This window comes from Halorubrum sodomense, from assembly GCF_900111935.1.
Taxonomy (GTDB): domain Archaea; phylum Halobacteriota; class Halobacteria; order Halobacteriales; family Haloferacaceae; genus Halorubrum; species Halorubrum sodomense.
Window position 1 is genome coordinate 285,983 of the sequence record NZ_FOYN01000003.1, and the last position, 19,807, is coordinate 305,789.

General features: G+C 59.1%; 24 protein-coding genes and 1 pseudogene. 21 read left to right on the forward strand and 4 right to left on the reverse strand.

Translation table 11 applies throughout. The annotated features are described in order from the left end of the window. Nucleotides 1-165: 165 nt before the first annotated feature. On the forward strand, nt 166-4,305 hold the full coding sequence (locus tag BM286_RS10855; protein WP_092921963.1) for an Eco57I restriction-modification methylase domain-containing protein: 4,140 nt from the start codon (nt 166-168) through the stop codon (nt 4,303-4,305). Between the two features lie 51 nt (nt 4,306-4,356). Here BM286_RS10855 and BM286_RS10860 read toward each other — a convergent pair whose 3' ends face one another. Beyond that, nucleotides 4,357-4,620: a hypothetical protein gene (locus BM286_RS10860; RefSeq protein ID WP_143103869.1), complete on the reverse strand. Its 264-nt coding sequence runs from the start codon at nt 4,618-4,620 to the stop codon at nt 4,357-4,359. Nucleotides 4,621-4,852: 232 nt separating this feature from the next. Between BM286_RS10860 and BM286_RS10865 the strand changes: the two genes are divergently transcribed. Together BM286_RS10865 and BM286_RS10870 are read left to right on the forward strand one after the other, a co-directional pair. After that, nucleotides 4,853-6,082, forward strand: coding sequence for an AAA family ATPase (locus BM286_RS10865; RefSeq protein WP_092921969.1), 1,230 nt, complete (start codon nt 4,853-4,855; stop codon nt 6,080-6,082). Between the two features lie 17 nt (nt 6,083-6,099). Next, nucleotides 6,100-7,968 (forward strand): 5-methylcytosine restriction system specificity protein McrC, encoded by a 1,869-nt coding sequence (locus BM286_RS10870; RefSeq protein WP_092921972.1) that lies wholly within the window; start codon nt 6,100-6,102, stop codon nt 7,966-7,968. Nucleotides 7,969-8,046: 78 nt separating this feature from the next. Here BM286_RS10870 and BM286_RS10875 read toward each other — a convergent pair whose 3' ends face one another. Both BM286_RS10875 and BM286_RS10880 read right to left on the reverse strand, forming a co-directional pair. Further along, nucleotides 8,047-8,379 carry a repressor phrH2 gene (locus BM286_RS10875; protein ID WP_245779346.1) on the reverse strand — a complete coding sequence of 111 codons (333 nt, stop codon included), beginning with the start codon at nt 8,377-8,379 and terminating at the stop codon, nt 8,047-8,049. Beyond that, entirely contained in the window at nt 8,379-8,720 is a 342-nt protein-coding gene (locus BM286_RS10880) for a phage repressor protein (RefSeq protein WP_092921978.1), read from the reverse strand. The genes BM286_RS10875 and BM286_RS10880 overlap by 1 nt, the downstream gene beginning before the upstream one ends. Nucleotides 8,721-8,938: 218 nt before the next feature. On the opposite strand from BM286_RS10880, the gene BM286_RS10885 reads away from it, so the two are divergent. The 17 genes from BM286_RS10885 to BM286_RS10960 all read left to right on the forward strand — a co-directional run bounded on the left by BM286_RS10885 (nt 8,939) and on the right by BM286_RS10960 (nt 17,978). Further along, nucleotides 8,939-9,136: a hypothetical protein gene (locus BM286_RS10885; protein WP_092921981.1), complete on the forward strand. Its 198-nt coding sequence runs from the start codon at nt 8,939-8,941 to the stop codon at nt 9,134-9,136. Further along, nucleotides 9,129-9,449 (forward strand): PadR family transcriptional regulator, encoded by a 321-nt coding sequence (locus BM286_RS10890; protein WP_092921984.1) that lies wholly within the window; start codon nt 9,129-9,131, stop codon nt 9,447-9,449. Before BM286_RS10885 ends, BM286_RS10890 begins: the two co-directional genes overlap by 8 nt. Then, nucleotides 9,446-9,730: a hypothetical protein gene (locus tag BM286_RS10895; protein ID WP_092921987.1), complete on the forward strand. Its 285-nt coding sequence runs from the start codon at nt 9,446-9,448 to the stop codon at nt 9,728-9,730. The genes BM286_RS10890 and BM286_RS10895 overlap by 4 nt, the downstream gene beginning before the upstream one ends. 112 nt (nt 9,731-9,842) lie before the next feature. Beyond that, nucleotides 9,843-10,004: a hypothetical protein gene (locus tag BM286_RS15645; RefSeq protein ID WP_167603391.1), complete on the forward strand. Its 162-nt coding sequence runs from the start codon at nt 9,843-9,845 to the stop codon at nt 10,002-10,004. Between the two features lie 112 nt (nt 10,005-10,116). Continuing rightward, on the forward strand, nt 10,117-11,187 hold the full coding sequence (locus tag BM286_RS10900) for a tyrosine-type recombinase/integrase (RefSeq protein WP_092921990.1): 1,071 nt from the start codon (nt 10,117-10,119) through the stop codon (nt 11,185-11,187). Nucleotides 11,188-11,350: 163 nt separating this feature from the next. Beyond that, on the forward strand, nt 11,351-11,692 hold the full coding sequence (locus BM286_RS10905) for a hypothetical protein (RefSeq protein ID WP_092921993.1): 342 nt from the start codon (nt 11,351-11,353) through the stop codon (nt 11,690-11,692). Then, nucleotides 11,689-12,156, forward strand: coding sequence for a hypothetical protein (locus tag BM286_RS10910; protein WP_245779347.1), 468 nt, complete (start codon nt 11,689-11,691; stop codon nt 12,154-12,156). The genes BM286_RS10905 and BM286_RS10910 overlap by 4 nt, the downstream gene beginning before the upstream one ends. 259 nt (nt 12,157-12,415) lie before the next feature. Then, nucleotides 12,416-13,219 carry a beta clamp domain-containing protein gene (locus BM286_RS10915; RefSeq protein WP_092922000.1) on the forward strand — a complete coding sequence of 268 codons (804 nt, stop codon included), beginning with the start codon at nt 12,416-12,418 and terminating at the stop codon, nt 13,217-13,219. Continuing rightward, nucleotides 13,216-13,809, forward strand: coding sequence for a J domain-containing protein (locus BM286_RS10920; protein ID WP_092922003.1), 594 nt, complete (start codon nt 13,216-13,218; stop codon nt 13,807-13,809). Before BM286_RS10915 ends, BM286_RS10920 begins: the two co-directional genes overlap by 4 nt. Further along, nucleotides 13,802-14,329, forward strand: a complete 528-nt coding sequence (locus BM286_RS10925) for a hypothetical protein (RefSeq protein WP_092922006.1) — start codon at nt 13,802-13,804, stop codon at nt 14,327-14,329. The genes BM286_RS10920 and BM286_RS10925 overlap by 8 nt, the downstream gene beginning before the upstream one ends. Next, entirely contained in the window at nt 14,326-14,580 is a 255-nt protein-coding gene (locus BM286_RS10930) for a hypothetical protein (protein WP_092922009.1), read from the forward strand. The genes BM286_RS10925 and BM286_RS10930 overlap by 4 nt, the downstream gene beginning before the upstream one ends. Before the next feature lie 201 nt (nt 14,581-14,781). Then, nucleotides 14,782-15,021, forward strand: a complete 240-nt coding sequence (locus tag BM286_RS10935; RefSeq protein ID WP_092923231.1) for an AbrB/MazE/SpoVT family DNA-binding domain-containing protein — start codon at nt 14,782-14,784, stop codon at nt 15,019-15,021. Continuing rightward, nucleotides 15,014-15,220, forward strand: coding sequence for a hypothetical protein (locus BM286_RS10940; protein ID WP_092922012.1), 207 nt, complete (start codon nt 15,014-15,016; stop codon nt 15,218-15,220). Before BM286_RS10935 ends, BM286_RS10940 begins: the two co-directional genes overlap by 8 nt. Next, complete coding sequence (locus BM286_RS10945) at nt 15,217-15,426, forward strand: hypothetical protein (protein WP_092922015.1); 210 nt, start codon at nt 15,217-15,219, stop codon at nt 15,424-15,426. Before BM286_RS10940 ends, BM286_RS10945 begins: the two co-directional genes overlap by 4 nt. A gap of 3 nt (nt 15,427-15,429) precedes the next feature. After that, nucleotides 15,430-15,711 carry a hypothetical protein gene (locus tag BM286_RS10950; RefSeq protein WP_092922018.1) on the forward strand — a complete coding sequence of 94 codons (282 nt, stop codon included), beginning with the start codon at nt 15,430-15,432 and terminating at the stop codon, nt 15,709-15,711. Further along, nucleotides 15,701-17,059 carry a DNA cytosine methyltransferase gene (locus BM286_RS10955; RefSeq protein ID WP_092922021.1) on the forward strand — a complete coding sequence of 453 codons (1,359 nt, stop codon included), beginning with the start codon at nt 15,701-15,703 and terminating at the stop codon, nt 17,057-17,059. Before BM286_RS10950 ends, BM286_RS10955 begins: the two co-directional genes overlap by 11 nt. A 307-nt stretch (nt 17,060-17,366) precedes the next feature. Next, nucleotides 17,367-17,978 carry a tyrosine-type recombinase/integrase gene (locus tag BM286_RS10960; protein ID WP_092922024.1) on the forward strand — a complete coding sequence of 204 codons (612 nt, stop codon included), beginning with the start codon at nt 17,367-17,369 and terminating at the stop codon, nt 17,976-17,978. 242 nt (nt 17,979-18,220) lie between these two features. On the opposite strand, the gene BM286_RS10965 is transcribed toward BM286_RS10960, so the two are convergent. Beyond that, nucleotides 18,221-19,390, reverse strand: a complete 1,170-nt coding sequence (locus tag BM286_RS10965) for a tetratricopeptide repeat protein (RefSeq protein WP_143103870.1) — start codon at nt 19,388-19,390, stop codon at nt 18,221-18,223. A gap of 147 nt (nt 19,391-19,537) precedes the next feature. Between BM286_RS10965 and BM286_RS10970 the strand changes: the two are divergent. Next, nucleotides 19,538-19,807: pseudogene (locus BM286_RS10970) on the forward strand (IS5/IS1182 family transposase); the annotation flags it as partial.

Sequence of the window (19,807 nt, forward strand, 5' to 3'; positions counted from 1 at the left end):
AATCGGGACACTGTGCTGGTGTTCAGTGACGCGTTCGGCGACGATGGCGACGCGAAACAAAAGCCGGTGCGAGTCGCTGCCTAGGGCGTCGGCTCGCAACCGTTCGGAATCTGTGAGTTTCTCCGTCATCTATTTAATCGCGCTGACGTGTGGGTTTGATATTCAATGAGCCAAGCGACGCTCGGAAGCGGTCCCTACCGGAACTCCAGCCTCTTCTCTGGCTACTATCTCGACGAGCGCGTTGCCGACCTCGACGCGTGGGACTGTGACGCCGAAGCCGAGGAAGCGTTCGAGCAGATTCGTGACCTCTGGAACCGGGAGGGAGCGCTCTTGCCCTCCTACAAGGAGGACGAACTGATCGACACGTGGATCGCCGAGGTTCTCGACATCCTCGGGTACGGCACGAGTTCCGAGGTGACGCTCCCGGACGGCGGGGGCTACGTCGACCGGCTACTCTTCGAGAACAAGGACGTACGCCGCGAGAGTGCCCGGCAGGCGCTTGACAGCGGCACGGAAGGGCACTTCTCCCGGGCGCTGTCGATCCTCGAAGCCAAGCAGTGGGACGCCGACTTTGAGAAGTTCTTCTCCGAACAGCGGTCCTATCGCGACGCGTCTCACCAGATCAAGTTCTACCTCGAACGGACTCCCGGCGATCTGAACTGGGGGATCCTCACCGACGGGAAGAAGTGGCGGCTCTACGGCACGAAGGACTACGAGACACAGACGTACTACGAGGTCGACCTGCCGGAGATTCTGGAGAGCGGGAACCTAGAGGCGTTCAAGTACTTCTACGTCTTCTTCCGGCCCGGAGCGTTCGTCGAGACGGCCGGGAGTTCCTTCCTCGACGACGTGTGGTCCGAATCGGAGACGGCCGCACAGGAACTTGGAGAGGACCTCCAAGACAACGTGTTCCGAGCGCTGCGGGTCCTCGGAAAGGGGTTCGTCGAGTCGAACGATCTGGAAATCGATCCCAACGACGAGGACGGACTCAGCGCCGACGAACTGAAAGAGCAGTCGCTGGTGCTGCTCTACCGGTTGATGTTCGTCCTCTACGCCGAGTCGCGGGGGCTGATCGACCCCGACGACCCGGCCGCCAGCGAGGAATATCAGGAGTACTTCAGCCTCGAAGCGAAACGCGAGGAGATACTCGACGAGGTCGACGGGCTTGACGTCGAGTCCGGCGCGGCGTTCGAGCAGGAGTTCAGTCAGTACTCCTCGTCGATCTGGGGGCGGCTCTCGGAGCTGTTCGAGCTGATCGACGAGGGCGAAGAGGACCTCGGGATTCCGCCGTACAACGGCGGCCTGTTCAGCCGCGAGGACCACGCGTTCCTGACCGAGAACGACGTGAAGGACCCGTACATCGCGGAGGTGGTCTACTGGCTGTCGACCACGGAGAACGAGGAGGGCGAGCACGTCCCGGCGGACTACGCTGACCTCGACACGCGGCACCTCGGGTCGATCTACGAGGGGCTGTTAGAACACGAGTTCCGGATCGCGGGGCCGGAGGGCGTCGCGGCGGTCGCTGAGGACGGCGGACAGGTCTGGAAGTCGGGAGACGAGGTCTCGGTCGCGGACGCGGTCGAGGTCGTCGACGAGGGCGGGCTGTACGTCGTCAACGACGAGGGCGAGCGGAAGGCGACGGGCGCGTACTACACGCCGGACTACGTGGTCACCTACATCGTTGAGGAGACGGTGGACCCGCTGGTCGACGAGATTCACGAGGACCTCCGCGCGGAGGGGTACGAACCCGAGACGGTGGAGTACGCCGCGGAGTTCTTCAATCGGGTCCAGGAACTGAGCATCCTCGATCCGGCGATGGGGTCCGGACACTTCCTGACGAAGGCGACGGGCTACCTCTCGAAGCAGGTGATGGACGAAGTGCGGGCGCTCGACGAGCAGGCGGGGTTCTTAGACGAGCAGCACATCCGCCGGCAGATCTCGAAGGAGGTCATCTACGGGGTCGACATCAACGAGATGGCGGTCGAGCTGTCGAAGCTCTCGATGTGGTTGGAGACGCTCGCCGCGGACCAGCCGCTCGCGTTCCTCGATCACCACGTCAAGGCGGGCAACTCGCTCGTCGGGAGCGACATCACGGAGGTCCTGAGCGACGACGGGCCGGGCGACGACGACGGGCAGATCACGCTCACACAGGCGTTCGCTCGCGTTCGGCAGGACACGCTCGAACACGTGATGGACCTGATGGCGGACCTGCTCGCGTACGACAACGAGACGCTCGACGAGATCAAGTCGATGGAGGATCTGTACCACGAGATCCGAGACGACCCGCTGTACACGCGCCTCTTTGAGTTGGCGAACGTCCACACCGCCGAGGAGTTCGGCTGTGACGTGCCCGAGGACGCTTACGAGCAGATGGCGGGCGCGATCGAAGACGAAGCCGATTGGGCGGAGATTCGTGGGGAGGACTGGTTTACGGCGGCACAGGCGACGGCCGACGAGCAGGACTTCTTCCACTGGGAACTGGAGTTCCCGGAGGTGTTCTTCGATTCGGAAGGCGAGAAGATGGGCGAGGCGGGGTTCGATACGGTTGTGGGGAACCCGCCTTATGTGTTCATCACAGAGATCGACAAAAAATACAAAGAATACTATAAATCTGCCTTTGACACATGGCATAGGCGGTATGACCTCTACGGATTATTTGTTGAATTAGGTCTCAAGTTGGGTGCGCCACACTCAGAATTCGGGTACATCACTCCCCATAATCTAATCACAAATAATTCGTTTGAACACCTTAGGAAGAAAATTTTGGAGGCTTCTGACAATGTTAGGATTGTAGATTTCACCGACAGAGTCTTTCCCGACGTAGCAATTGAAGCTATGATATTGACAGCAGAGCAGGCTCCGTTAGATGTTGAGACTACCTTAGAAAGCGCATTAATATCTACTAACGAATTATCTGATGTCCCATCCAAATTATCTGAGTATCCTGCCTCGGTTGTAGAAGATCTACCCGGTCGCCCATTTGTAGTTCGGAGTGGTAAGTGGCTTCCAAAACTTACAGAGAACAAAAATACAACCAGATTGAAAGAATATGTTGACTCAGTTCAGGGCGTTATAACCGGAAATAATGATAAGTTCATCTCTAGTGTAAAAGAAGATGACCGCCATCGGAAGCTGATACGTGGTAACGATATAGACCGATATACACACAATTGGTCTGGTGAGTATGTCCTATATGATAAGTCGGAATATGACATGTCAAAGGGCGCGCGGCCACGAGACCCCAGATTTTGGAATGCGGATGTGAAAATCATGGCCCAGGCAATACGGAATGTACAGCTAGACAGACGGATCGTTGCTACAGTTGATCGAGATCAGCACGTAGGTTTGAATTCAACAATTAGTATAATTACACAACCAGACACTGATATCTCTATCTTTTACCTCAAATCAATAGTTTCCTCACGAATCGTTAATGAATACTTCCGAATCTGTTTTGTGGATAATAATATTGCTACACAGAATTTTGAGTCAATCCCAGTTCCAGATGTTGACCCGAATGTAGACACGAATACGTATGAAGAAACGCTTGATGAACTCAAACATAGTCATCAGGTAAATGATGAAGATATCGATATAGGGGATGTAATTGAACAGTACGATAAGCAGGTTCTAGGCGCCCTGTTCCACGATATGTTGTCGTATTTAGCAAGGAGGATAATTGATCTGAAAAATCAAAGTCAGATGTTAAATACCAATTTGCTCGATCACTTAGGACGTTCTCAGTTCAATATTGATCTCAATACAGTTGGGCTGATACAACCTCAACGAGAGTCATCCGAAGTTCTGCTACACCGAACATCGACTGACCTGTCCAACCTCCGGGTCGGCACCGCTCGCGTCGAACGCGAGTCCCTCAATACGGTCCTCATAGAGGCCACCGCTCGCTACAAGCCCGACGACGAGGACGCTCACGAAACAGACCAGTGGGGCTACACGGAGACAGAGTACCTGCCGGCGTTCCGGATCACGGATCTCACCGAGCGCGAGGCGGACCTGATCGAGCACTTCGTGCCGGTCGCCGTCGACGAGGCGGGCGGCTTCGCGAACTTCCGCGAGACGGCGACGAAGACGAACTCGCTGATCGACCGGCTGAAAGCGATCGAGGTGCCCGACGTCGACGACGTGGCCGACGACTTGGAGAACTACCTGGAGACGAAGGAGCGCGCCGAGGAGCTCGACGCGAAGATCAAGCAGACGGACGCGTTGATCGACGAGATCGTGTATGAGCTGTACGGGCTGACCGACGAGGAGATCGAGATCGTCGAAGAGACAGTTGAGAAGTAGGCTCTGTGAGACCCCTCTTACGATTGCTCAGTTACCTAGGTGTTCAATCACTTACTCTAAGAAGGCCACAATTTCATCCGGGAATAGTGCGGTGCCCATGAGCATGATGAACAGCGTCATAGAGCCTATAGAGACCCTAAATAGCGTTTCAGCCGACACAAGATCGCTAAATGCGCCGGTTGGTAGAGCAACGACGTAGAGGCACCAGAGCGCCGAACTGTAGCCGACAAACATCACCCCCGAGAGCATAATCTTCGCTCGCCGTTCTCGTGGAACCTCTATTCGGTCAAATACGAACGATAGGCCGACTACCATTACCGACGATGCTGTGAGTAGTCCAGACGCAATAACTGGTTCAATCATGACGGTGTTTCAATGTGTTCTCAGGACCGTTTCAGTTTTACTTCGGTTCAGGATACGGAGAAGGATTACTCACTTGCGGAAAGTTAAGTACACTCAGATTTATACATATCTTATTGACAGTATTTCAGTGCCTCTCGGTCGGTGACTGCCAGCGGGCTGAACCACTGAGAAACGGTATCAAAACATGAGCTATACTGAGACAACCTATTCCAAGACCGATTTAAAAGAAGATTCGCTGCGACGAGAATACGAGACTGATCCCTCCACTGCTGCCCGGATCGTCCGAGGTGTAGAAGACGAAGAGGCGATGCGATATCTTGTTGAGGAGGTCAAGATCGACAAGCAACATGAACAGGATCAGCATCTTGGAGATATTAAGCGGGCGATTCTGGAATCCGATGTCTGTTCTGATGACCTAAAACAGGTCGTCAGTACGCGTGGTGACGAAACACCGAAGGAAGTCCTTGTCCCGAATGATGTACAGCAGGATGCCGCTGCTGCGATTAATGCCGGGAAGCCTCTTGTGCTCTATGGACCAACTGGGACAGGAAAAACCACGTTTGCTAAGCAACTGGCTCGCAATGTGGGCATTGGCTATTCGCTGAATACAGCTACTCCCTCATGGACTGAAAAAGATATCATCGGCGGTGTCGAGCCTGATTATGAAGGGGGAGAGGTGAGCTATCGGAAAGAACTTGGGTGCGTCTCTGAGGCCGTTGTCCGCGCACGTGATTTTGGTGGTGAGTACGTGGTCATAATTGATGAGATCACTCGTGCGGATATCAGTCGGATTTTTGGTAAACTCTATACCGCGATTGAGAACCCCCACCAAACGGTATTCGAAACAGATGAGGGACGACTTATTACACTTGATGAGAATGTTACTATCATCTGTACTATGAATATGTCTGACAGGACGGTCCACGAACTCGACGATGCAATCACTCGCCGATTTGCGATGGTTAAGGTAGCGGACTACCCAACAGATAAGATTGACAGCCTCTTCGAGACTTGGATGGCTGAGTACGCACCAGACGTTAAATCATCAAAGCCAATTGAGCTATTCAAGACAGACCACCGGTGGCTCAATAATGGTAGCGCTGATGGAGGACCCATCATGGAGTTTGGGCCGATGCACTACCGGGATGTGATCGAATTTATTGGAGAAAACATCAATGATGGCGGCTCTGGTGATGGTATTTATGAGGACGTTGAGGAAGCCATCGGTCGGGCATTCAGGACATATCTCACACCTCGATTACTGAATACAGCCTCATATCCGCAGGTTAAGCAGCTAATCGAACACTATGAGAGACTAGATAATCAGTTTGAAATTGCGGATCTCTCGCCGGCGTTGGAGCTGGCGCAGAGCCGCCTCACGACAGAACAGCAGAAGATGGGTGCGCGGGAGTAGTCTGGAGGGTCTGGATTATGAGCAAAGCCCTGCCGCAACAGGTCTCGATCACGGAACGACAGGAGACAACGATCGAGAATTGCCCAGATACTATCGGCGAAGACCTGCGGCAGGCCGACTTCAGACAGACCGAGACGAACAAATGGGTGATGGAGCAGCAACCAATTGATGGTGATAGTTCACGCCTAGTCGCCGAAGCGGTTCTAGATGGGAATGACCTGCGGATTTCTGTCGAAGACGTCGTAGGAATTGTTGATCTCACTCCTCGATCTAAACTCCAAATTCAACCGAAGATTGGTTGGGACGATATTCTCACAATGTTCCTGACGGTACACGAGACCGGCCACCGCTCGGTTGAACACCACGGTGTGCCGATCAGCGATTTTCTCGCTGATGACATCGGCATTGAGGACCTATTCGTCGTAATTGCAGTTCATTATCTCCAGAGTCTGGATCCACTACACCGGTATGGTCTCTACCGGGCCACCGAACGGCACCGTGAAGACGCAATCAGTAGCCGTGGCCGTATCGACATCGGGCGCTCGATAAAGAATCATCGAATGGGTCGCCCAGAGCAGCACTATATCATTAACGACGTAACCCACGATACAGGAGTTCACAAGCTCATTCACCGCGCTGGAAGGGAATTGCTCCGCCTGTTTGAGCAGTACGCTGATCGCTACAAACGAGATGAGTACTATCGCGTGTTCTCCCGCGTAGCTGATGAGGTGGCTCACTTGGAATCACTTGGTATCACGTCTACCCGCCAGACTGTCGCTGACTATGCTACTACGTCTCTAGCTGATGTTCCAGCACAACGCCGCGAGTACTACCGTGACATCGTCGAAACTTCGAAGATGATCCTTTCGTCATCAACTGGTGAGTCTGTTGATGCTGGTGAACGCGAACTCCAAGTTAATTGTATAATTGACATGGATCAACTGTTCGAGGAGTACACACAAATTGTACTCCAAGAAGAGCTTGATGCGCTCACAAACGGTGTTCAATATGAAGCGGACGTGCCACTCAGTGTTGAACAGAATCCCTCTCTCAAACCATTTGACGACTCTAACCGAATCGATCACGAACCAGACCACCTCTTGTATGCGGGAGAAGAACCCATCGCAGTACTAGATACCAAGTACTACGCTGCTGATGACGATCCGACTGCGGATTCCTATACACGGTCACGGATGTTCTCATATGGATTCCTCTTAGATCTCCGCCAGATGGCGTTTCTTACTCCGCTTGCTAAGCCACGAACTAGGTCACTGCGAAGTGGCGGTAAAGTGGAGGTTATCTCTGCGACAGACAGTGGATCGTTCAACGTCGAGGCCTACCGACAGGCAATTGAGTCATACTTGGCTGATGCTGTCGGCGAACACGTGACATATGCAGAAGGCTACGACAATCTCTTGAGAGATGTGCGCGAGCGCCTAGTACACAAAGAGTTCAATGAGAACTATGTTGATATCGATGATACAGATGTCTGGAATATTATTGCCGACTTAGAGGTAACTGAAGGACGAGAAGGTTGGTTCGCATATAATATCATGAGAAAAATTGGAAGCTCGCACGCACCCATCGATTATCGATCGCTCGATAAGCGTGACCGTAACCGCGTTCAAGAGCAGTTGCGCGACTTAATCCGCAATGCGCCTGATGAAACGGATTACATCGTCCCAGTATGGGTGCCTGAGGAGGAAGTGGAAGATCCGGATACACTCGTGAAAACCGACTGTGAACACGACCATGATTATGACCAGAATCGTATGAGTATAATACGGATGTATGCGCTTACAGCAACCACAGACGAACGTCCGCAACTTCTTAGTCAGACAGAATCAGCCCTCAGATGGCGGCCCGAAAAACAACATCGCCACTAGGAACAGGGTTATTCTTTTTTGATTTGATCGTCTTGACCGTAGATCACTTGAACTAGATGTTCACTTTATTAGATGTCATCAGAACCCCGCCCACTCCCCCGGCCGCGTCGCGTAACTCGGACGCGGGCTCGGCGTCGGGATGTCGAGGTTCGGATCGACTTCACCGGCGAGGTAGAGCGTCCCCCACGTCGCGATCGACCAATACTTCTCCGACCGATTCTCGGTGATCTGTCGCTCGTAGGGCTCGACGAACTCGGCGTTCGCGAGAACGTGGAGGCGCTCTCTCACACGTCCGGCAGAGACGGCGCCGTCGAGGTCGATCGCCAGCTCCCACGCGTCGCGATCGTGTTCAGCGAGGCGTTCGAGGATCCGTTCGTCGACCTGTTCCATCCACGGTGCGGAAAGCCGCATTACATCGGCCCTCCGTTTGCGGGCGAGTTCCCGGGCTCGCGGTCGGTCGCGCTGTCAACGCTTACATCGTCGGCGTCTTCCTCGACGTAGCGCCATTCCTGTGTGTCAAGTCGGCCATCGAGGTACGCCTCACCGTCGTCGGTGATCGTGTACACAGCGTTCCCAAAGTGACGAGCCAAACCTTCTTCAGCAAGACGCTTAGCCCTCCTACCGATGTATGGGCTACTGTAATTTATTGGGCCTTCCTCCTTCATCTCAGTGGGTGACCCCGTTTCGTTTTCTCTCAGATACTCCAGTATCCGATCGTCTACGAGGGTCATCCAGTCTCCAGAGTGTCTCATATTGGTCCATTAGCTGCGAAGTATCTATTATATTGGAATACAATGTTGCGTACTAAATAATGGCTTTCAGAATGTTCCCAAACTATAAGTTGCCAAGATTCTTTGTAGCAACTACGGAGCCCGAGTGACGAACCCTCGGCTCGCGATGAAATGTAGGATCCCGGCCGCGGTGTAGTAGCACCCGACCGGGTCGGGTTCTGTGCTGGAACCACAGAACCATGCTGACGAAGGCAACTGCGGGGCATAAGCCCTGCGCGACGACCGAGGAACCGAGCGGACACAACGACGGCGGCTGCGAGATCTGCGGCGACCCGGCCGACGGGTTCTGCGCGCAGGTGAAACGCCACCTGTGCGCCGACTGTGCGGCGAAGCCGCTCGCCGCGCGCCGCGACGCTACGGGGGTGCGCGATGCGTAGCGTGCTCGCCGACGACGGCGACGACGCCGAGCCGGCCGGGCTCGCCGACCTCACCGCGTTCCAGCGCGACATTCTTCGAACACTCGATCGCGAGGATCACCGCAAGGGAACCGCGATCCGCGCCGGACTGGAGGCGTACTACGGCGTCGACGTGAACCACGGCCGCCTCTACCCCAGCCTCGACCAGCTCGTCGAGAAGGGACTGATCGAGAAGTCGAAGCGCAACCGCCGGACGAACGACTACGCGCTCACCGACGCGGCCCGCGACGCGCTCGCCGAGTACGACGCGTGGATCGACGGAGGTGCGGAATGAGACTCGACACGCGGCTCACGGCCGACTTCCTCCGGACCGCCGGGCTCGCGACGATCGACGGCTACAACGAGGACGTGCCGAGCGCGTCGTTCCAGCCGGACGTGCTGAAACGCTTCGCCCAGCAGCTCGACGAGGTCGACGAGCCGGTCGAGGTCTCGATCCAGAACCTCGACTACTCGGACGCCGAGGGAAGCGAGAAGGCCCTGATCGGCCGCGTCGAAGGGACCGAAGTAGCCTGTGTCGCGGCACCGTTCGGCGGCGACAGCGAGGGCGACGCATGACGCGCGAGCGCCGCGCTGAGCCCGCCCGCGACCGTGAGGGCTTCGACGCCCGCGACGTGCTGACGGGCGACCTCGACGACGTGAGCCTGCGGCAGGCCGTGGAGGGTCACCCGTGACGCGACGCGCGACCGTCAGGCTCCGGACGGCCACCGCGATCGAGACCGTCACGGTCGACGCCAGCGTGCTCGCGACCGACGCGGCGCTCGTCGACAAGGCCCGCCGACAGGCGGGGATCGCGCCGGCGCTGTTCCTCACCGGCGAGGTGGTCGCGTGACGAACCTCCTCTGGCGGTGCGACCGCTGCGATCGCCACGTCGACGCCTTCGTCAACGGCTACACCTGCCCGTCGTGCGGGCAGCGCCAAGACGAGACAGAAGCGCCCGGGACATGAGCCGGGACAGCCGAGAGCCGTCGAAGCTGTCCGTCAGCGAAGCGATCGACCGGTACCTTCGGCGCCGCCGTGCCGACTCCACGGATTCGAGCGTCGAGGCGTGGAAGTACCGCCTCAAGCTCTTCCGCGAGTGGGCTGAAGAGGCCCAGATCGAGTCGGTCGGCGAGCTTCGCGGCTACGACTTCGACGACTACTACGAGCATCGGGCGAGCCAGATCGCGCCGGTCACGCTTGAAGGCGAGATGTGGACGCTCCGGATGTTCGTCGAGTACCTCGAACAGCTCGACGCCGTCGACACTGGGCTCCACGAGTCAGTCCGCATCCCCGATCTCGATCCCGACGAGCGGTCGAGCGACATCGCCCTCGATCGGGACCCGGCGCTCGCGCTCCTGCGGTACTACCGGAACTCGGACGCCGAGCGCGCCCGGCGCCGGCACGCGTTCCTCGAACTCGCGTGGTACACCGGCGCCCGCCAGGGCGCGCTCCGCGGGCTCGACGTCCGCGACCTCTACCTCCGGCTCGATGACGACGACCAACAGAGCTGGGTAGAGTTCCGGCACCGCCCGGAGACCGACACGCCGCTGAAGAACAAGATCCGCGGGGAGCGTCCCGTGGGGATTCCGGACCGAGTCGCCGAAGTGCTCCGGGAGTACGTCGAGCAGTATCGGTACGACAGCCGCGACGACAGCGGCAGACAGCCGTTGCTCGCGAGCGCGAGGGGTCGGGCCCGGGAGGCGACGATCAGAGCGTGGAGCTACCGCGCGACGATTCCGTGCCTCTACGGCACCTGCCCTCACGGGAAGGATCCGGACGCCTGCGACTGGGTCGACTACCACAAGGCGAGCAAGTGCCCGTCGTCGCGGAGCCCGCACCAGATCCGGACGGGGTCGATCACCTGGCAGCTCAACATCGGCATCCCGCCGGAGGTCGTCGCCGAGCGTGTCAACGCCTCGGTGAAGACGATCGCGGACCACTACGACTGGGCGTCGGAGAAGGAGCGGTGGCGGCGCTACCGCGACCGGATGGAAAATCGAACAGAGTACGTTGAACGACTCGACGCGGCATGATCAACACGACTATGACAACGCAACCCATGTACGGAAAACGGCACAGTGAAACGGCCAGCGACCGCTTTTGTTGGAATCGCGCCCGGCCCGCTCCGTTAATAAAGAGTAGAGGCTTCACGGATACATTTTTCGGTCGATCCGGGGTCTGCTCGGAGGTGGCGTCATGAGCAGCGTCGAGCGGCAGGTCGACGTTGATCTTGACGCCGACGAAAACGCGGCGAGCGCCGTCTTCGAAGAGCGTCGTGAACTGAATATCTCGGAGCTGTTCAACGCGGACGGAGAGCTGCGGCTCTGGCAAGACAGCGCCGGGTGGTCCGGCTACAAGCGCGAGCAGGTCGACGGCGAGACCGCGTACTTCTCCGTGAACACGCGGTTCGACGAAGACGAGTGGATCTCGAAGATCAGATGCGGTGAGAAGGCGGTTCACGACGCGATTCGGAAGCACATCGAGGACAGGCATGCGGGTGGAGTCGGCAACTTCGTCAAGAGGTGTTCGCCGCCATGAGCGCCGGGACGCCCGTCGACGAACTTCGCGAGCGGATCGCGAGCCGTCTCGGCGAGCCCGACCGCCTCCAGTTCCCAAGCGGCTGGGCCACCTCGACGAGCTGGCGGCGAGCACAGGCCGCGCCGTCGACCATCGGGTCGGTCAACCCGGGCGAGTTCGATGTCCTTCTCGGTCACGAGAGCGGCAAGACCGCGACGTCACGGCACCGCGTACTGTTCGCGGTCTACGAGGGAGATCTCGTCGCGGAGTGCGACTGTGACGGACACCACTTCCGCGACTGGTGTGCTCACGTCGCGCTGCTCTGGTGGAAGTGGAGTCGCGAGCAACTCGGCGTCACTGATCTCGATACCGGCGAGACGCACCGCTCGCCGCCGTGGTGGTTCTCGGTCGACGACGTCGAGGCCGATCGCGCCGACGCCGACGCGAGCCAACCCGTCGCGGCGGATGGGGGTGTCGAGCGATGACCCCTGTTTCGAGTGGATCAACTGGACCGTACGAACCGTACGGGCGGACTATCCACCCGTACGGTGGCGGTTCGGCAGTTATCGGTGTCTCTGGGCGCTTAAACCTCAAATCTACCGAACCGTACGGACGTACGGGGGTGTCCGAAAATCGGTGTCCTCGTAGCGTGAGCGTGGATGTGCGCGCAAACTTAGCGCGGCGCGCGCGGCGGCGCGCATTATGCGGCCTCGCGGGTGTCCGCAGGCGTAGCGGGGTGGCGGCATGAGCCTCGTCGACAACGCCGGGCGCTCCGCCGCCTCCGACGCGATGACGTTCGCCGACGACGGCTGGAACTCCTCCTACGAGGTTCCCGCCGAAGACATCTGGATGCTACTGGAGGACCTCGAAACGCTCGCTGACTGGGCGGTCATCGAGTTCCACCCGAGCGGAATCGTCGGGCGAGCGCTTGACAAGTCGCACGTCGCGATGGGTCGGAGCGTCGTTCCCGGAGAGAAGATCGAAGCCGCCGGCGCGCACTGCGAGGTCGGCGTCCGCGTCGACGCGCTCAACGACTTCCAGGCGGGGTTCCTCCTGAGTGGTCAGAACATCGAAGTGGAGATCGACCGGGTCGACGAGGAACTGACGCTGAAAGAGCCGCCGCTGGCGGAGACGGTAGACATCCGACCAGTGTCGGCGACGCGGTCGCAACGCTGGATCGACGTCGACCACGGAACGACCGCCCGGATGCGAGGCTGGGAGTTCTGCGGTGCGGTCGGCGGCGCCTGTGGCGCGACGGACCTCGGGTTCGTCTTCGAAGCGGGCCTCAACGACATCGAGGTGTCGAGTCGGGACACGCCGTGGGAGACGACGATCGAAGACGTTGTGACTGAGACGGCATTCGACAGCGCGCGGTTCAGTTCGTGGTTCTGGCCGGACATCTGCGACCGGATTCAGGTCGAGAACGACGTGGAGATTCGGTTCGGCCAGGACAAACCGATCGAGGTACAGGTCGGTGACCGCGTGGAGTACGCGGTCGCGCCGCAGCTCCCGAACGACGACGAGGAGACTGGAGGTGACCCGGCGTGAACCTTGACTGGCCGGCCGGCTTCGAGCGGACGCCCGCCGCAGAGCGCGAGCGGAATCGGAGTTTCGAGGCGGCACTCGGCGCGACGACGAAGGAGCTCGCGACCGAGATGAGCCGGATGGACGTCGACGAGTGGCGCGGCGAGATCGCGAACGCTCACACGAAGTCGAACGGCCTGCCGCTCCACAACGCGAGCCCGGACGATCCCGGGTTCGTGCTGCGGTGGGTCGACGACGGCGAGCAGTTCGCGGTCGCGTGCGACGCGTCGCCGCGACTCCGCGACAACGTCCGGACCGTGCTGAAGTGGGTCCACGAGACGCGGATGCGCGGACAGCGTCCTGTTCAGACTGGTGACTCGGAGTTCGCGGCGGCCCGGCTGCCACCGGGAGACAACGGCGACGGCGACGTAGTCGCGGGAACTGCCACGAGCCAACCGGCGCACGAGGTTCTCGGTGTCGCGCCGGATGCGTCGGCGAACGTCGTCGAGTCGGCCGCGCGGGCCCGGAAGGCAGAGACGCACCCGGATAACGGGGGCGACCGCGACGAGTTCCAGCGCGTCGTTGAGGCTGAGGAGGTGATGCTCGATGAGTGAGGAGGAACGCGTCGCGAAGGCACCGATCCGCGACGAGAAGCGGCTCAAAGCGCTCCAAGAAGCTGAGCAAGAACACGGCTCGATGGCGGATGCGGTTCGGTACGCGCTCGACAGACTCGCCGACGCCAGCGAGACCGAAGCCGAGACAGACCCCGACGCGGTCGACGTCCCGACGAAGGCTCTGGAAGGCTACTGGGAGCTCGTCGAGTGGACCGATATCGGTGGCCGAATCGAACTCGGGACGGCAAAGTCGGTGTTGGCGAACAAGCTGAACATCCCGAAGGCGGGCGTGCTATCGCGGGTTATCAAGCCGCTCGTCAACGAGAACCTGCTCTGGAAGGACTGGGGCCACGAAGAGGTCTGGCTCGTGGTCGGGCGCCGGGACGGAGAGGCGCTGAACACGCCGGAAGAAGAGCCGACAGCACCAGAGACGCCGTCAGCGTCGCCGGAGGCGGCGATGGGCGCCGGAACTGTGAACGAACGGCTCGACGAACTGGCGAATGCTGAGGTGGAGCGATGACCCCGCCGGTGTCGGCGCCGTACGGCTGGAAGAAGGACTCGGAGCCGCCAGCGATCGAGGATGTCGAGCAGTCGGGCGACGACTCGCCCGAGCCCTACGAGGTCGACGTCGACGAGCGGCGGGTCATCTCGGCGTACTGCTGTACGTGCGAGGCGACGACGACGCTGTTCTTGGAGGTCGGTGACGACTCGGCGTGGGAACACGACGAGCAGCACGCGAGTCACGTGGTCGACTACTGGAGGGAAGCATGAGCCGGGCGGACTCGGCTCGTGCGGCCGTTGGGACCGCTTACGGGTCGAACAACGGGGGTCGGCAGGAGCGACGAGAGCGGCACTCGTCCCGCGACTGTGAGTGCCCCGCGTGTGACGGTGGAAACGGCGGGCTGCGATTCTGTTCGAAGTGCCGCTACAACGGGTGTACAGCTGGCAAAGCGCTCTGTGGAGGATCCAACAATGAGTAAGACTGATGGCGGCTACAAGGACGGCGGTATCACGCACCTCCTAGCGGAAGGACGGCGAGTTCAGGACGGCGACGGGAGCTACAGTGTAACGATCCCGAAGGCGCTCGCGAACGAGTGGGGGCTCGAAGGGGGCGACGAGCTCCTGTTCATGGCCGAAGAGGGAGAGAGCAAAGCGACAATCTACGAGCCCGGAAGCGAGGGCGGTTTCTCCGTGGGGCCCACCGATGACTGAATCTGACTTCACGGCCCCCGAGGGGCGTCAGGCGATCACGATGGACGGCAGAGTTGCCACGAAAAAAACGCCGGCCGGGATCTCCGCCGCAGAGTTGGAGGCGACGCTCGCGGGCGTCCCGGAGAGTATCGAGGAGACGGCGGAGCGCTTCGGGGCCGCGGAGACCGACGAGAGCGTCGCAGGAGGTGGTGGTACGTGAGAGTCGCCGACGAGCAGGTGCTACACGCGGGACCGATGCTCGCGGCGCTCGGCGGCGCCGCCGCTGGCTACATCACTGCGATCGGAACGGATCGGTACCTCGCGCTCGCCGGTGCGCTGGTGGCGTTCTTCGGCGGCTACGCGCTGAGTCTCGCGTACCTCAGAACGATGTCGCGGTCAACCGAGAGTGAGCTGCTATGGAGGTGACCGATGTCGGGGCGTGAGGAACTCGCGGACGCGTTCGTCGCCATCGTCGAGGGCGTCCGGCTGGATGTCGCGAACCTCCGGGAAGAGTGGCGAGAGCGGACGGCCTACGGCCGGGTTCGGCTTGCGCCGCTGCTCGCTGTCTACCCGTTCGTGGCGACGTTCTACATTGGTGCGGCAGCGCTGATGTACGGGCTCTTCCGCGGAGCGGAGATCGCCGTGGCCGGCTGGAACCGGCTCTGCGACGCACGAACCCGCCTCGAACCGGAGGTCTACGATGGCGAGTGATCCATCCGACGGAGCCGATCGACCCACCGCGGTCGACTTGTTCTGTGGCGCGGGCGGCGCGAGCTGCGGAATTCACGCCGCCGGCTTCGATGTCGTCGCCGGCGTCGACAAAGACGAGACCGCACTGGATACCCACACCGAGAACCTCCCCGGCTACACGGTCCGCCACGATCTCACCGATGTCGACCCGTCAATTCTCCCTGAACGCGCTCGCGATCCGACGTACGTCCACGGGAGCCCTCCGTGTAAGGGGTTCTCGACGGCGAACGATAACCGCGACATCGACGACGAGCGTAACAGTCTCGTCTTCCGATTCACCGACTGGCTCACCGTGCTTCGCCCTCGCGTCGCGACGATGGAGAACGTTACCGGGATGACGAACATCACGACCCACTTCATGGACCGTGTTGAGGCGGCGTTCCGCGAGGCGGGTTACGTCGTCAGATGGCGTGTCCTGAACGCAGCCGACTACGGTGTCCCGCAGACCCGACGGCGAGTGATCACTATCGGCGTTCGTGAGGATCTCCCGGCACCGAGCCGCTGGTTCCCGGCGCCGACTCACGCCGAGACACCGACGGCGACGCTCGACGGCGAAGAGCTTGCCGAGTGGGTCACCGTCGAAGCGGCGATCGGCGACCTCGGGCGCCCGGTCGGTGACCACCGGCCGCAGAGAGAGAACAACGGCACTTCCGCAGCGCGCTGGAGGGGTCGAGACGAACCGAGCCACACGCTCAAGACCGGCGGAACGCACGTGACGCGCCCGGACGGGGGGTTCCAAATCACCGACCAGGTGAACGAACCACACCAGAAAGCGGGCCGCCGTCCGATGGTCGAATCTGACGAGCCCGCGAACGCGATCCGCGCCGGGACGGCGCCGCTGAAAGTTCCGAACCACGTCGCACAGGACCACGGCGAACAGGCCCGAGAGCGATTCCGTGATATTCTCGCGGGGCGCCGGCCGGGTGCTGGACTCAGCGGACGGGTCGCTCGGCTCACGCGGCCATCACCGACGATCACGGCCGACGAGACGGCGGCAGTGCCGCCGATTCGGCCGCCGAACCACAATCCTCGTGAGGTGACCGAGTACGAGGCGCACGACTACGAGAGCGACTCCCCGGCGACGACGATCACCGGCGCCCGGATCACCGAACGCGGGCACCACGAATCGCAGTTCGAGGGCGCCCGCCGGCTCACAGTCCGCGAGTGTGCCCGGCTCCAGTCGTTCCCCGATTGGTTCGTCCTCACGGGGACGAAGACGAGTCAGTACGCACAGGTCGGAAACGCGGTTCCTCCGCTGCTCCAGTACCATGTAGCCGGCCACCTCCGAAACGAGGTGTTGAGGAATTGACCGACGGTGTCTATCCACTCATTGCCCGCGTCGCGAGTATCAAACCCCCCATCATTAATCCCCCAAGGAGTGCGAACACCATCCAATCAGCGAAGGTGGCAGTAAGCCAATCAGTCATGTCGGGCAGATATAACTTCGTATCTTATAAAATCCGGCCCGGCCGTGGCTCAGGGAGAACGGATTGGGGAGTTTGTACCTGCTTGGTAACGCCTAAGACGAGTTTGGGATTCTCTGTATTGAATCCAAAACTCACCGCGCTTCCTCCCTGTCCCGTTTATAAACGATATCCTACGAAACACACCGAATAATGAAAACCCAAACTGAGGAGAAAGCGACTGTCTGGCTGAAGCCGGACCAAGTCGACCAGATGCGGAGCGCGACCGTGGAAGCGAGCGCGACGTACTTGGCCGCGCGCAACGACGCGCTGATCGCGACGCTGTACGACACGGGGCTGCGAGTGAGCGAGGCGGTCGCGCTTGACGTCGCCGACCACGTCGACCTCGATGACGGCGTGATTGCGTTGCCAGCCGAGCTCCAGAAGGACTACCCGACGGATCGCTCCCCGAGCTACACCGAGATCGGGCTCGCCGACGAGACAGTTCGGACGCTCCGGATGTACCTCGGCGGGCGATGGAAACCGTCGCCGGCGTTGTGGCCCTCACGACAGACCGAACGGATGTCGACCGAGTCGGTGCGAAACGTGGTTCGAGCTGCCGCTGTCGCCGCCGACGTACGACCGATGACACTCACCGGGCGAGGCGAGCCGACGGACGTGACACCGCACACGCTGCGGCACAGCGTCGCGTATCGGATGCTCAACGTCGAGGAAGGGAACACATTCTACGACGTGCGGAACCGGCTCAGGCACGCAAGCATCCAGACAACTGAACGCGTCTACGACCACATCGATCGGGTCTGATTGGAGTCCGCCTCGGAGTCTCCACGGTTTCGAGATTCCGATTTCAACCAGCGCGAAGAATCTCGCCGAACCGCTCAATTGGGAGATTACGCGCTCGCGCGTGCTCCAGCCCCCCACCTCCCCGCGGGGGATGGCGATCGGAATTCTCGCCGATACCAATTCGACTCTGAATGGCCAAATTAGGTCTCGATAACTTAGAAGATTCAAATATCGCCTCGTTGCCAGCAGAGAGTCACTACCCGTTATGATAACCGCTGAGAAATTCTCTCATGCTTCCTTGCTTTAATCGAGTAATTCAGCTTTCGGAGGCAGATCGCATAATTTTTGTGATATTCAGGGTTTTTTTGATCGAGTTCCACAGCCCTCTTGAAGTGACGCTTCGCTTTCCGATACTCTTCGAAAGTATTGTACAGAGTGTCGGCATATGAATTGTGGATAAACGCATTTTCGGGCGCAATCTCCACTGCCTGTTTTAGATGCTGCTTTGCCTTTTGGTATCGGTTGAGCTTGTTTTTTAAAAGGAGGGCGTAGTCACGGTGGACCATCGCTTTCTCAGGTTCAATTTTTAATGCCCGTTCGTAGTGCTTTTTGGCGTTCTTGTACTGGCTGGACCGATTACGCAGAAGATTCGCGTACGAGTGATGTGCGTCCGCATATTCCGGATCGATTTCTATTGCTCGCTCGTAGTGGTGCTTGGCCTTTTGATATTGACCAAACCTCTGCTTAAGCAGATTACCGTAATTGTAGTGCGGAGGCGCAAACTCGGGATCAATATTGATCGCTCGTTTGTAGTGTTTTGCGGCCATTCGGTCTCGGTCAAACTCGGTCTTCAGAAGAATGGCGTAGTTATTGTGCGCCTCTGGGTTTTCAGAGTCGAGTTCTATCGCTCGCTCGTGATGATGCTTAGCCTCCTCATACTGTTTGAGTTCGTTTTTTAGATACAATCCATAGTTATTGTGTGCCCTCGAATTCTCTGGATTTAGTTCGAGCGCACGTTCAAAGTGATGCTCAGCAAATTCCGTCGCATTACTGGCTGCGTTTACGTGGCAAGTCGCGAGATCGTCAGTGTCCTCCGAAACTGTCTCTGATTGAGACGAATCGACCGCTATCGCGGCAATGTAGGCGATAATGAAGTCACGGAGTAGCTCTGCTCCGAAGCGTGCGACTTTAGAACCGAGGTTGCTGGCTATCCTCGTCGCGAACTGTTTATCAATGATGTATTCGACGCTGTCTCGCCTGTTTCGCAGTACCGCATCGACTTCGCCGAGTTGAGTCCAGATGGAAGAATCGTTCGTATCTTCGCTGAGTACCGCATCCAATAGGTCATCTCGTTTGTGTTCCCACTCCTCGTAAATCTCGTCATCTAGCCCGAGTCGCAAACGTTCGGTTCGACTCTCGTCGTCACTGACCACGGTATAGGGGATTGTGGCCTTCCGGCGATGTGTAGCCAAGATCTGTTCGATGTTCTTGATTGCCGATTCGAGTGCTGTGTTGAATAGCGATCTAATCAGCTGTTATCACGGAGTAGAAGGACGAAGCCGAGGAAATCGATTCTGTCCATGGAAGTCGATCTCCTCGACTTCGTTGAGCAGTGTCGTCGCCTAGTCAAACAAGCGTTGGGAAAGCACGCGGGCGAGCCCGCCAGCGGCGGGTTCGCCCGCTGGAAACACGTTGTGCTACACTGTCTTCGGCTCGAAGACGGCCACAGCTACCGAGAAACGCCGAATCGGCTGAAGTATATGGCCGAGATTCGTGACGCACTCGGCTTAGATCCAGACGATCTCCCAGACTACAGCACGATCTACAAGTCGTTTGATCGACTGAAAATG